This is a genomic window from Enterococcus ureilyticus (assembly GCF_001730315.1).
GTDB classification, from domain to species: domain Bacteria; phylum Bacillota; class Bacilli; order Lactobacillales; family Enterococcaceae; genus Enterococcus_L; species Enterococcus_L ureilyticus.
Genome location: NZ_MIKC01000002.1, coordinates 55,234 through 67,785 on the forward strand (window position 1 = coordinate 55,234; position 12,552 = coordinate 67,785).

General features: G+C 35.2%; 13 protein-coding genes. 12 read left to right on the forward strand and 1 reads right to left on the reverse strand.

All coding sequences use genetic code 11. The features are described from left to right. Window positions 1-195 precede the first annotated feature (195 nt). Both BCR24_RS01975 and BCR24_RS01980 read left to right on the forward strand, forming a co-directional pair. On the forward strand, window positions 196-951 hold the full coding sequence (locus tag BCR24_RS01975; RefSeq protein WP_069638889.1) for a 16S rRNA pseudouridine(516) synthase: 756 nt from the start codon (window positions 196-198) through the stop codon (window positions 949-951). Next, complete coding sequence (locus BCR24_RS01980; RefSeq protein WP_069638890.1) at window positions 941-1,624, forward strand: YjjG family noncanonical pyrimidine nucleotidase; 684 nt, start codon at window positions 941-943, stop codon at window positions 1,622-1,624. Before BCR24_RS01975 ends, BCR24_RS01980 begins: the two co-directional genes overlap by 11 nt. 122 nt (window positions 1,625-1,746) lie before the next feature. Here BCR24_RS01980 and BCR24_RS01985 read toward each other — a convergent pair whose 3' ends face one another. Next, entirely contained in the window at window positions 1,747-2,196 is a 450-nt protein-coding gene (locus BCR24_RS01985; protein ID WP_204638615.1) for a GNAT family N-acetyltransferase, read from the reverse strand. A 165-nt stretch (window positions 2,197-2,361) separates the two neighbouring features. Between BCR24_RS01985 and BCR24_RS01990 the strand changes: the two genes are divergently transcribed. The 10 genes from BCR24_RS01990 to BCR24_RS02035 all read left to right on the forward strand — a co-directional run bounded on the left by BCR24_RS01990 (window position 2,362) and on the right by BCR24_RS02035 (window position 12,331). Continuing rightward, window positions 2,362-2,841: a hypothetical protein gene (locus tag BCR24_RS01990; protein ID WP_100630402.1), complete on the forward strand. Its 480-nt coding sequence runs from the start codon at window positions 2,362-2,364 to the stop codon at window positions 2,839-2,841. A 217-nt stretch (window positions 2,842-3,058) separates the two neighbouring features. Further along, window positions 3,059-3,688, forward strand: a complete 630-nt coding sequence (gene udk / locus BCR24_RS01995) for a uridine kinase (protein WP_069638892.1) — start codon at window positions 3,059-3,061, stop codon at window positions 3,686-3,688. Between the two features lie 163 nt (window positions 3,689-3,851). Then, on the forward strand, window positions 3,852-4,520 hold the full coding sequence (locus BCR24_RS02000) for a response regulator transcription factor (protein ID WP_069638893.1): 669 nt from the start codon (window positions 3,852-3,854) through the stop codon (window positions 4,518-4,520). Continuing rightward, the gene (locus BCR24_RS02005; RefSeq protein ID WP_069638894.1) at window positions 4,511-5,602 is read left to right on the forward strand and encodes a sensor histidine kinase; all 1,092 of its coding nucleotides are present in this window, start codon (window positions 4,511-4,513) and stop codon (window positions 5,600-5,602) included. Before BCR24_RS02000 ends, BCR24_RS02005 begins: the two co-directional genes overlap by 10 nt. 117 nt (window positions 5,603-5,719) lie before the next feature. After that, on the forward strand, window positions 5,720-7,006 hold the full coding sequence (locus tag BCR24_RS02010; RefSeq protein WP_240604514.1) for an ABC transporter permease family protein: 1,287 nt from the start codon (window positions 5,720-5,722) through the stop codon (window positions 7,004-7,006). Next, entirely contained in the window at window positions 7,003-7,680 is a 678-nt protein-coding gene (locus tag BCR24_RS02015; protein ID WP_069638896.1) for an ATP-binding cassette domain-containing protein, read from the forward strand. The genes BCR24_RS02010 and BCR24_RS02015 overlap by 4 nt, the downstream gene beginning before the upstream one ends. A gap of 60 nt (window positions 7,681-7,740) precedes the next feature. Continuing rightward, entirely contained in the window at window positions 7,741-9,222 is a 1,482-nt protein-coding gene (locus tag BCR24_RS02020; RefSeq protein WP_069638897.1) for an ABC transporter permease, read from the forward strand. Window positions 9,223-9,234: 12 nt separating this feature from the next. Then, entirely contained in the window at window positions 9,235-9,909 is a 675-nt protein-coding gene (locus BCR24_RS02025) for an ABC transporter ATP-binding protein (protein WP_069638898.1), read from the forward strand. Further along, window positions 9,902-11,368 carry a PASTA domain-containing protein gene (locus BCR24_RS02030; RefSeq protein WP_069638899.1) on the forward strand — a complete coding sequence of 489 codons (1,467 nt, stop codon included), beginning with the start codon at window positions 9,902-9,904 and terminating at the stop codon, window positions 11,366-11,368. Before BCR24_RS02025 ends, BCR24_RS02030 begins: the two co-directional genes overlap by 8 nt. Window positions 11,369-11,989: 621 nt before the next feature. Then, window positions 11,990-12,331, forward strand: coding sequence for a type II toxin-antitoxin system PemK/MazF family toxin (locus BCR24_RS02035; protein WP_069638900.1), 342 nt, complete (start codon window positions 11,990-11,992; stop codon window positions 12,329-12,331). Window positions 12,332-12,552: the final 221 nt, after the last annotated feature.

Below are 12,552 nucleotides of genomic sequence, written 5' to 3' on the forward strand. Positions count from 1 at the left end.
TTTGAGAAACCTTATTCACTTTCTACATCAACCATAACGCGAATTCAAATTTAAGTCAAGGGAAGAGAGCGAATAGCGGGTGTCTTTTAATTTTTACTTAAAGATTGTTTTGTTACTTGTAAAATAAAATTAGTCGTGTTTTCTTTCCATTCGTTGCACTTTGTACTAAACTATTAAGTGAAATGAGGAAAGTACATGCGTTTAGATAAATTAATGGAACAGGAAAATTTTGGTTCTCGAAGGAAAGTCAAAGCCCTGATTCGTAGTAAGCAAGTGAGAGTTGACGGACATATCATTATGGATGAAAGTTTAAATGTAGATGCAGCTTTGCAAGAAATTTTTGTTGGGGAGCGGCAAATACTGCAAAAAACACATGTCTATTATATGCTGAATAAGCCTCAAGGTGTTGTGACCGCCGTCAGGGATGTCAAACACCAAACGGTTATCGATTTAATCGAGAAAAAAGATCAAAGAGCAGGATTATATCCTATTGGCAGACTAGACAGAGATACAGAAGGACTATTACTGCTCACAGATAATGGTCAACTGGGTTACCAGCTTTTGCAACCACAAAAAAAAGTACTAAAACGCTACGAAGTGATCGTTAATGAACGACTGACGAAGGAAGATTGCGTAGCATTTGCACAAGGAATTGTGTTTTCGGATGGCAAAAAGTGCCTAGCAGCTAAACTTCAGATTTTGTCCGCTGAAGAACATCAAAGTCAGGCTTATCTTGATATTACAGAAGGAAAATTCCATCAAGTGAAAAAAATGTTTTTAGCTGTGGGCAAAAAGGTGATTTACTTGAAACGGTTATCAATGGGACCAGTCGTATTGGATCCAATGCTTAGCTCAGGTGAGTATCGTTCTTTAAATCCAGAAGAATTACAGGCATTGTTGCCTTATTTCACTATACATAAAAAAGAAACGAGTGTGAAGCATGAAATTTAAAACACTACTATTTGATGTTGATGATACATTATTGGATTTTCAATTAACGGAGAGAAAGGCGTTACAAGCGCTATTTCAAGAAGAAGAATTGACGTTGACAGATGAGATAGAAGCGATTTACAAGAAAATTAATAGCCGATTATGGCGAGAGTTTGAGCAAGGAAAAACAGACAAAGCCACTGTGACAGATACCCGTTTTAGTTTATTGTTTCAACAATTGAACAAAAAAGTCGATGGCAAAAAGATGGGAGAGCAATATCGCTACCATTTAAGCCAAGGACATGACTTGTTAGGGAATAGCAAAGCTGTCATCGAAAAACTTAATTTCGATTACGAGTTGTATATTGTCACAAATGGGGTGGCAAAAACCCAGTATCAACGCTTAAATGATTCTCAAATGACGAAATTTTTTAATGATATCTTTGTTTCAGAAGAAGTTGGTTATCAAAAACCGATGAAAGAATATTTTGATAATGTGTTCGAACGAATTCCTAATTTTGAAAGGGAAAAAACAATGATCATTGGGGATTCGTTAGCCTCGGACATTCAAGGCGGGCAGTTAGCTGGAATTCAAACGCTTTGGCTTAATCCAACAAAACAAGCAGCATCAGCAACAATTCAACCTAATTATGAAATCAGCCGGTTAGATGACATTTTTGATATATTAGATTAAAAAAGAGGTAGAGGCAAAATTGTGTAGCACTGAGAAATAAGAAGGAGTTACCTTCCACTCCATACTAGGGTTAGAGGGTAAACTTATCGACAGATGAGTTTACCCTCTAATCTTAGTATGTTTTATACGTCTTGGCTTAAACGAACCATATCTTTCAAAATTAGCTTGTTTTCAACAATTTCATCTTTGTAGTGACGAACAAAAAAATCGCGATCAATACCACTCATACGAAATCCACATTTTTGATAGAGATACAATTGGCCTAAGCTAGTGCTGCCAGTTCCGATTTCTACTGTTTTATAGTGATTTTGTTTGGCATGATCTAGTGCAAAATGTATCATTGTTTCACCAATTCCTTGCCCCTGGTAGTGATCAGAGACGGCGATATTAATGATTTCCAGAGTTTCTGGGCGTGTCGGCAATAAGACTAAGATACCTACAATCTGCTCATTTAAAATAACCTCAAAACATACTCCGCGTTTTACATACTCCGTGACTAAACGATGATCTGGATCAGCTGATTGCAATAAGTCATAGTGAAGTGACTGGATTTCTTGAATTTTTCTAATCATCATCTGGATTTTTCCTCTCTAGGTGAAGTGAATGAATGAAAGAATAGTTTATCAAAAATGACAGTTTAGAGCAATAAAGGAAAAGAGGTCTTTTCAGAGTGTGTTGACAGAATCTGAAAATATATGATTAAATAAATAGGTTCAAAATTAAGGAGGAAATTAACAGTGAGAGAAAATTTAAAGGGTGCAAAACAAGAAATGAAAGATAAGGTTAGGCCGTATCAAACTTATGGGTATTATTTTTCAATACCAATCATTATTATTGCTGTGTTTATATTGCCTTTTTTAGGCATAAATGTAAGATCCATAGGGACGATTATTTTTGTTTTTATAATTTTTGCACATATTGGCGCAAGTAAGTTAGAATTGGTCTCTAAAAGAAAGTATGTTGCCCCAATATTAATGTATGTTGCAGATCTAATTGGTCTTATAATGGGAATTTTAATGATTTCTGAAATTTCAAATGGGGGAACTGGTGATGTAGCGTTGGGCTTAATGGGGTTGATCGTTTTTCCGCTTGAGATTATAGCTATTATTTTCTTTTTCATTACGGCAAATGATATAAAAAAAGCCTACCCAACGATGAAACAAGCATCAAAAGAGGCTCGTGAAGAGTATTTATCTCTTAAAAAAAATAGTCAATAGATCAGAATGTGGTTGAGACTGCTTTGAAATGAATTAAAGCAATCAATCGTGAGAGTCTGCAATCTCTACAGAGAATTAGGCTATAGAGTTGCCTAAAACCATAACGAAACTCATAATTTTAAAAAAATAGAAAAAATTGTAGCTTTCTTTCGAGTTTCTATTATAATAGAAAAAGGTTATTAAGACTTTTAGACTTATAAGAGAGAGGTTACCTTGAATGAAAAATACTCAACCAATCGTGATTGGTGTTACTGGCGGTTCCGGCAGTGGAAAAACCAGTGTTAGTCGGGCGATTTTCAATCACTTTCCAAATCATTCGATTATGATGCTGGAACAAGATTCTTATTATAAAGATCAAAGCAACCTGAGTTTTGAAGAGCGCTTGAAGACAAATTATGATCATCCGTTCGCTTTTGATACGGACTTGTTGATTGCTCATTTACAACAACTGATAAACTATCAGACAATCGAAAAACCAGTGTATGATTATGTGGCTCATACGAGAAGCTCGGATGTTTTGATTCAAGAGCCAAAAGAAGTTATCATTTTAGAAGGTATCTTGATTTTGGAAGATAGCCGCCTAAGAGAGCTGATGGATATCAAGCTTTATGTGGATACAGATGATGATATCCGTATCATTCGTAGAATCAAGCGAGATATGGAAGAACGTGGCAGAACGCTAGATTCTGTTATTGAACAATATTTAACGGTGGTTAAACCCATGTATCATCAATTTATTGAGCCAACGAAACGCTATGCCGATGTGATTGTTCCAGAAGGTGGCGAAAATCATGTGGCGATTGATTTGATCACTACTAAAGTAGCGAGTATTTTACGTGAACTTTAAAAATAGTCAAGAATAAAAAGAACAACAGCCCTATTTGTGAGTAGCAATGTGGGCTGTTTTTTTGTATTAAAAAAATGAAACATGGACAAATCAAGCATAGTTATAGTATCTTAGTGAGATAACTATTGTTCACAATGACAGTGATTTTGAGAGGAACGATCAGATGAGAATTTTAATTATTGAAGATAATCGTGAATTGGCAATGTCTGTACAAAAAGGATTGGAACGAGAAAATTTTTCAGTTGATCTCGCTTTTTCCGGTCTAGTTGGTGAAGAAAAAGCCTATGTGAATGCGTATGATGCTATTTTATTAGATTTGAATTTACCGGATAGAGATGGTTTATCGATCTTAAATTTTTTAAGAGAATCAACCATTGACACGCCGATCATTATTACTACCGCTAGAGATGAAATCGAAGAGCGTGCGAAAGGACTTGATTTTGGTGCGGATGATTATTTAGTCAAACCATTTGAATTGCTAGAATTAGTGGCCCGTATTCGCGCGGTTATTCGACGTTTTCATGGACGGACAACGCCTTTTATCAAGATCGATCAATTGATGATCGATCCAGTAAAACGGTTTGTCAGCTATGGCGATACGGAAGTGTTTTTAAAACCAAAAGAATTTGATATTTTGTTATGTATTGCTCAGCAGCATCCAGCAGTTGTTTCAACGGAAAAAATAGCTGAACATGTTTATGATGAAAATTTCGATCCATTTTCTTCTGTTTTGCGGGTCCATTTGGCTCGATTAAAGAAACAGCTTGCTCAAGCTTCCGGAAAAGAATTACTTAAAACGATTCGAGCGAAAGGATATCAATTATGCGAATAAATTTTAAAATCAGTTTAACCGTTTTAACCTTTGCTTTTTTTGTCATCTTGATCATCGGTGGCGGTTTTTTTGCTGTAAAAAGTAATTGGCGTGCACAAAATATCGGTCAGTCGATTGGTTCAGCTATTTATGTCGTGAATGATGCTAGTGAACCAATCTCACCAGCGACTGCAACAGTTGAACTAAAAGCCTCGGAGTTAGTCAGTACCGAAGCGTTAGATGACATTTATTTGAATAGTCTATTAAAATATTTGCCAATGATCATTTTAGTTGTATGCTCAGCTTTGTTAGTGTTAACCATGAGCTTATGGTATGTTTTGAGACGAATCTATACCAAACAAATGGTGTCGATCATTCATGATTTACAGTTTTTAGAAAAATTTTCTGAAGAAAAAGTTGAAGATAAAGCGGTTGCGACAGCCTTTAAACAACTTAGAGATAAATTTGATGGAAACCTGGATGATTATAAACGGCTCAGTAGCTACCTTACTCATGAACAGAAGAATGCAATCGCCATTTTAAGAGCTAATTTGGAATTAGAACAAAATGAAAGTGGGAATCTCCAGATTTTAGATCGTTTGACAGACAGTATCGATGATATCTTAACCTTGTCCAACAGCACTGAAGAGGCGATGAGTGAACAGGTCGATGTTTCATTAATTTGTGCGGAAGTTTGCGATACCTATCGAAAAAGCTATCCCAATCTCACGTTTTCTTTTAATGAAATTAAATCGACCTTGATCTTAGGCAAAAACCGTTGGATTTATCGGGCAGTATCGAATTTAGTAGACAATGCCATCAAATATGGTGAGAACAAACCTATTGAAGTTTCTGTCAATAACCGAAAAGGCAGCATTATAGTTGAAATAAAAGACCATGGCAAAGGGATCGAACCACAAGTGCATACGAATATTTTTAATCATAATTATCGAATCAATGGACTAAAACAAGATGGTTACGGGATTGGTTTATCAGTGGTTTCTCATGTTTGTGATTTATGTCAAGGCTTTGTCTATGTCGAAAGTAAAGAGAATCAAGGATCCACATTTTATTTATCATTTCCGCAAATTGCTGAAAGTTAACATTCAGTTAACAATTGATTTGGTATTGTAGTACCAAGAAAGGAGGAGAGCTAGATCATGTTCGTCTTTAAACATGCTTGCTTAAATCTTAGAAGACACATCTGGAGTCATATACTAGTGGGTATCATTTTATTTCTTTTGATTTTGGTCACCATGATCACAAACACTATGTACACTTCGGCTAAATTATTCACTAAAAATTATAGTAAACAGTTTATGACCTTAGTAACGATTCTAGAACCAGATTTAAGTAATTCAACGCATGAAAAAAAACTAACAAAAGAACAATATCTCAAATTTGGAGCATCTGACTATGTAAAAGGAATAAAAATGGTCGGCAGTCTGCCCGTTTCATTTCCAAAATTAAACACAAGCGCCCTGCCTATACCTGCTCAATTTCAAAAATTAGAAGATGACGAGAGTACGCTCTACTCTTATCAAACAGCTGCTACATGGTTTGGTGTTGATCCAAAAGATCTGATGAGTGAGCTTGCTGAAAGTAATATGGAAATTCGTTCTGGAAGTCCCAATCTAAAAATGGATGAGTGTTTGATCAGTAATGAGTTTGCGCAGTTAAATAAGCTTAAAATTGGTGATTCAATTCAGGTCATAGTCCCTGTCAATGAAAAGAATGAGGGGAAAAAGCTAATTGTTGCGGGAATCTATCAACCCAAAAAAACAACGCAATCAAATGAGGCATCTATGGTGATGAAGATTCTCGGAAATGATATCTTTACGAATTGGGAAACGATACGTACTATGAACGAGTTTGATTCTCTAGGAGATAACAGTGTATCCTATGAATTAACAACTAGGGCTGCTTTTGACAATTTTTTAAAAGAAGTAAAAGCAAAGGGATTACCTAGTGAATATCAAGTTGTCACCAATGAAGTCAATATGAACATGCTTTTAAGTCCTGTTAATGGAGTAGTAACCCTAGCTGGGACGGTTTTATTAGGCTTTTTAATTTTTGGAAACTTTGGTTTGATATTATTTTCAATTCATATGTTTAAAAAAAAGCAAGCTGAAATTTGTGTGTTGCGCAATATTGGGATAACTAAGGCACAACTTATCAAAAGTAGGACAATTGAATTATTATTTGTGACCATGGTTAGTTTTGCTTTCGCTTTTTTGACAGCAAGCTGGATCGTACAACCAATTGCAGATTGGCAATTAATGAATCAAAGAGTAGTGATGGGAAATGTCGATCAGCTATTTAGTGTTGTTTCTAATGGAACAAATGAAACAATCACATCGATTCCTATGAAATTCAATCATGTATCGTTCATCTTTATGATTGGAATCATTAGCTTATATTTCATTACGATCATCACTGTTGATAGTTATAAGCTTTTCAAATTTGAGACAATTGAATTTTTGTTAGAAAGGAATCTAGACGAATGACGATTCTCTCTCTTAAAAATATAGTATATACGCATAAGAAAAACCAATTGACTGTGCTAGAGGATGTCACAATCAATTTTTCAATGGGGAAGGTTTACGGTATTCTAGGAAAAAGCGGAGTAGGGAAAACAACATTACTAGCGTTACTTGCAGGGATTAGCACAGTTGATTCTGGTAGTATTCTTTTTAAGGAGCAAAACCTTGAATTAATTGATCGAAATCAGTATCGTCAAAAGGAAATCGGAACAATCTTTCAACAATACAATGTATTATCGCAAGTAAGTGCTTTAAGATTTCTTAAGTTATGTGCGATTTCCTCTGCTAAACAAAGTTATGACGATTGTTATTTCTACGAACTATTGAAAAAAGTTGGACTAGATAAAAAACTGGCTAACCAACCAATCCAAAAATTGTCTGTTTCTAATCAGCAGCGTGTCTATTTAGCCAAAGCAGTTGTAAATGATCCGCAGATTATTTTACTGGATGACCCTACAAAGTCACTAAGCGAACTATCATTAGCAATGGTTATGAGTTATTTACGTATATACGCAAAAAATGAAAAGAAGTGTATCATTGTCAGTTCAGAATCGAAAGAGATCGCTGACTATGTGGATGAATTATGGGGGTTGAATGGTAGAAAACTATCATTTATCAAAGACGTTTTAGAAAACTAAGCCGCATTAATGTTGTGGCTTAAGGGTTCTTGATCGTTTTGAAGTGGAAAGGAATAATGTATGAACTATTGGAATCGGGCAATATGCAGCGTGACAAGAAGAAAAGGAAAATCAGTAATCTTATTTGCCGTTATTTTTATATTAGGAAACGTTATAGCAGGATCGATTGCTATTCAGCAATCCACTGCGAATGTAGAAAAGAAAATCAAGCATGATCTAGGTGCGACTGTAAGTGTTGATTTTGACTATCAAAAAATGATGGATGAAGGGGAAACAGTATCGCCAACCTCTTTAAAAGTAGAGGATATGAAAAAACTAGGTGAGTCTACCTATGTGAAGGAATTTGATTATAATGTGAAATCCAGCTTAATCGTCAAAAAAATCAAAACTTATGAGATGAAAAATACAGCTGACTTTGGCGGAATGCCTAAAGTATTAAATCTTAAGGGAAATAACCTACTAGAGCCGTTAGATTTTAAAGACAAGAAAGTCAAACTTGTGGAAGGGCGGACCTTTAAGCAAGAGGAAATCAACAATGGGAAAGATGTCGCTATCATGTCAAAAAAGGTGGCAGAAGAAAATGGGTTTAATGTTGGGGACAAAGTCGTTTTAGATAGTTTAGTTGTGGATTACAAACAGGATGGTTCACAAGAAGAACTAGCGAGCCAAGACCATCCTGTTGAAATTATTGGTCTGTTTGATCCGATTAGTGTTGAAAAGAAAAAGTCAGATGGAAAAGAGCAACAAGGAATGAATGAGCAGTTTATGGAAACTGAACAATTCAATACGCTCTATATGCCAAATGACGCTGTGATCAATATCAATCAAGCTGAATTTGATAAAGGGAAAGAATTACTACCAGATCGGTATAAAAATACGGATGGAACTGAAGCAACAGTGGACGATATGAATCAAATCGTACCTGTCTATGTCCTTAAAACACCAGAAGATGTCGAAGCTTTTAAAGAAGAAGCCAAGCCATTGATTCCAGAAGGCTACAAGTTAACAGCTTCGACCGATCAATACGATCAAGTTGGAGGGACATTCAAAAAAATGTCGCAAATTTCTGGTTATGTTGTTCTTTTGGCGATTGGTGCCACATTATTGATTATTTCTTTAGTGGTCATTCTCTTTTTACGTGATCGTAAACATGAATTAGGTATCTATCTTTCATTAGGGGAAACAAGAGCGAAAGTCATGCAGCAAATCGTCATAGAATTGTTGCTGATTAGTCTAGTTGCAATGTGTGTCTCACTAATTACAGGAAATGTTCTTGGGAAAATGGTTTCAGAATCTTTGATTGCTAGCGATGCATTTTCACAAACAGGTGATGCAGCAAGTTCTGGTGGCGCAATGATGATCGGTGGCGGTTCTAGTTTGCCAACCTTGACTACAGAAGATGTCGCTAGTGCTTATGAAGTGAAATTTTCAATGAGCTATATCATGACCTTCTTGATTGCAGGATTAAGTACAGTTTTATTATCTGCGATTTTACCTTTGACATATGTCTTACGGTTGAATCCAAAAAAAATCATGATGTAGGAGGAAACCAATATGACAATTTTACAAACAAAAAACGTGAGCTATTTTTATCAAGATGGCGACAAACGGCGGATGATTTTACAAGATACGTCCATTAATTTTGAACAAGGACAATTTTACACGATTTTAGGACAATCTGGTTCAGGAAAAACAACCTTTCTTTCGTTGATCAGTGCATTGGATGAACCCAAATCTGGTGAAGTCATGTATAAAGGTCAAAATATCAAAAGTATCGGGTTGGAAAAGTATCGTAGAGATGATATCAGTATTATTTTTCAAAGTTACAATTTGGTCCCGTATCTGACTGCTTTGGAAAATGTTTTAGTTGCGATGTCGATTACAGACAATGATATGCCCAAAGACCATCGTGAAGTAGCCTATAATTTATTAGATTATATTGGCATCAATAAAACCAAAGCGGATCGGTTAGTCGGTCAATTATCAGGTGGGGAACAGCAGCGGGTAGCAATTGCGAGAGCTCTGGCAACGAATGTGGATATCATCCTTGCAGATGAACCGACAGGAAACTTAGACGAAGGAATGGAACAAGAAATCGTTGATATTTTCAAAGACTTAGCTGAAACACATAATAAATGTGTAATTGTTGTAACGCACTCAAACGAGATAGCGAAGCAATCAGACAAAACTTATTTTCTTAAGCAAGGTGAGTTGATAGTCAATGAGTGACTTTTTATCTAACTTCAATAAATCGAATTACGAAGATACGAAAGAAAAAAAACTTCGTGATAAAGCAGAATTACCAAAACAGGAATCAGAGGTACAACCGTCAAAAGAGCCAGTCAACGAAAGAACCACTAAAATCGGACCAAACAATCGGACTGAATCTAAAAAAACGGACATTGAAACAGAGCAAGAAATTCCGATTCAATCACGAAGCACTCAGTTAGATGATGGGACAGAAATAGATCCAACGTATCATAAGAAAAGAAAACAAAAAATGATATTAAGTGGCATACTAAGTGTGCTTGTACTTTGTTTAGTATATTTTGCTTACTATCAAATGACTCACGTTAAGCTACCTGATTTTACAGGAAAAGATTTGGCTGAAGCACGAGCTTGGGCAACCGAAAACAAACTGAAATTAACTGTCGAGCAAACGTACAATAAAGAAATAGACATAAACAAAGTCATTTCACAAAATTCAAAACAAGGCAGTAAACTCAAAAAAGGTGCTGAATTGACTGTCAAATCAAGCTTAGGCGCAGATCCAGAAGAAAAAGTGGCATTGCCTGATTTTATGACGATGAAAAAATCAGAAGCAGAAAAATGGATAAAAGACAATCAAGCAGATAATGTATCCTTAATCGATGAATACAGTGATTCGATAGAAAAAGGGAAAGCAATCCGCTTTGAAATTGTGAACAAAGAAGTGAATAAGGACAATTATAAACGAAAAGATAAAGCAAATATGTATTATTCTAAAGGCAAAGAAACCTTTGAAAAAAATATTTCTGTTCCTGACTTCACCAAAAAAATGAAGAGTGAAGTTGAAAGCTGGGCAAAAACGAATGATATCAAAGTAACTTATGAGGAAGCAAGTTCAGCGGAGGTTCCAACAGAAAGTATTATTTCTCAAAGCATTGCTAAGGATCAAAAAGTGGCTAAAAAAGACAGTATGACTGTGACCGTGTCATTAGGTAAAGGTTATGTTGTTCCAAATTTTGCTGAGTATACGCAAGAAGAAGCAGCGACAGCTGTAGAAGGTTTAACAGTTCAAGCCAAAAGTGTTTTTACCAACAATGTACCATATGGACAATTGATTTCTCAAAGTGTTGAGGCGGGTACTCAACTGACGAGTAAAGATGAGTTGAAATTAAAAGTATATTATTCTGCTGGGCAGCCATATTTAAAGGATCTCAGGGGAAGTACGTTGGAAGGGGATCTTCAAAAGCAATTCTATGATGACTTCCAATCAAAAGGAGCGAATATTCAATACACAGTAAAATATGTTGATTCAGCTGAACCCAAAGGGACCGTGGTTGGAATGAGTGCGTATAATCTTTATGTACCGTTGGATTATACGGTAACTTTAGATATTAGCTTAGGTAACTTAGAGGGAGCTTCAAATTATACGCCTAAGTCTCCTGAAAAAGAGTCTGATGAGAAGCAAGAACAACTTCAGTAAAAAAAGGGCATCCAAAAGTAGGGAGCACTTGACGGGAATGCTCCTAGCTCTGAAAATTTCAGTATATTTCTAAAGGGGCCGATTTTTATCACTGTTTATTGGATTATAAAGAGCATGGATATAACTCTTCGAGTTATATCCATGCTCTTTTCTGGTTTGCAAGAAAAATTATAGCTCAAAGTAATAATTTGATGAGAATAAAAATTTTCTTTTATAGAAAAAAATGAATACGTCGATTGAAGTAATTTCTTTGTTAAAAAATTAATTTTGATAGAAATATTGAAATAAGAAAATGTTTTTTTATAATAAAAATTTATTAATTCGTTTTTAGCGAAGTTTATCGTGTAGGTGTTTTACGACATAAGTTCCTGTTTTTGTTGTATTTTTTATAAATTATATTTTAAAAAATGAAAATATAATGTTTTATAACAGTTAAGTTAATGTCGAATAAATGGTTTGATTTTGCCTAAAATGAACCTTCTTTTTTCTCATAAAGGCCTCTTTTTACTAGAGTTTATCAAAGTTTTAAGGGGTTGGTACAAAATATTGAAAAATATTATTATAAAAGCATGATATAATTTACACAAACAGTTTTTTGTTAGGTAGGGGTGATAAACTATTATGATGAGAAGGGGAGAAATCTTTTATGCAAATCTTTCACCAGTTGTTGGTTCAGAACAAGGGGGGATTAGACCGGTCTTGATTATTCAAAATAATAAGGGCAACTTATTTAGTCCAACATTGATTGTGGCGCCAATCACTAGGAACGTGAATAAAAAAATGCAACCAACACAGGTTAAGGTGGATATACCACATGAAGATCGTATGACGCCATCATTGGTATTACTTGAACAAATCCGAACGTTAGATAAAGAGCGAATTCTTCACAAGATATGTCACTTACAGGAAGATGATATGCTAAAGGTTAACCAAGCACTGAAAATAAGCATTGGGATTCGTTAATCCGGAGTAGTACATAGGTAAGATATACATAAATATTCGCAGACAATGGATTGCACGCATTACGATAACAGATCAAGTAATTCGCGAATATGCTTTTTTAAGGAACATGAGTAAGTGATTGTGGGAAAAGTCGTTTAGGAACTTACTGAAAATATCGGCTTTTCACACTGTTTATCAAGAATCTAAGTGATTAGGTTGTCACTCGTAGAGAGGACCTAGTC

Coding starts and splice junctions, on each gene's coding strand:
- BCR24_RS02030 (WP_069638899.1), top strand. CDS start 9,902: ATGAGTGACTTTTTATCTAACTTCAATAAATCGAATTACGAAGATACG.
- udk (WP_069638892.1), top strand. CDS start 3,059: ATGAAAAATACTCAACCAATCGTGATTGGTGTTACTGGCGGTTCCGGC.
- BCR24_RS01975 (WP_069638889.1), top strand. CDS start 196: ATGCGTTTAGATAAATTAATGGAACAGGAAAATTTTGGTTCTCGAAGG.
- BCR24_RS02005 (WP_069638894.1), top strand. CDS start 4,511: ATGCGAATAAATTTTAAAATCAGTTTAACCGTTTTAACCTTTGCTTTT.
- BCR24_RS02020 (WP_069638897.1), top strand. CDS start 7,741: ATGAACTATTGGAATCGGGCAATATGCAGCGTGACAAGAAGAAAAGGA.
- BCR24_RS02000 (WP_069638893.1), top strand. CDS start 3,852: ATGAGAATTTTAATTATTGAAGATAATCGTGAATTGGCAATGTCTGTA.
- BCR24_RS02015 (WP_069638896.1), top strand. CDS start 7,003: ATGACGATTCTCTCTCTTAAAAATATAGTATATACGCATAAGAAAAAC.
- BCR24_RS02025 (WP_069638898.1), top strand. CDS start 9,235: ATGACAATTTTACAAACAAAAAACGTGAGCTATTTTTATCAAGATGGC.
- BCR24_RS01985 (WP_204638615.1), bottom strand. CDS start 2,196: ATGATTAGAAAAATTCAAGAAATCCAGTCACTTCACTATGACTTATTG.
- BCR24_RS02035 (WP_069638900.1), top strand. CDS start 11,990: ATGATGAGAAGGGGAGAAATCTTTTATGCAAATCTTTCACCAGTTGTT.
- BCR24_RS01980 (WP_069638890.1), top strand. CDS start 941: ATGAAATTTAAAACACTACTATTTGATGTTGATGATACATTATTGGAT.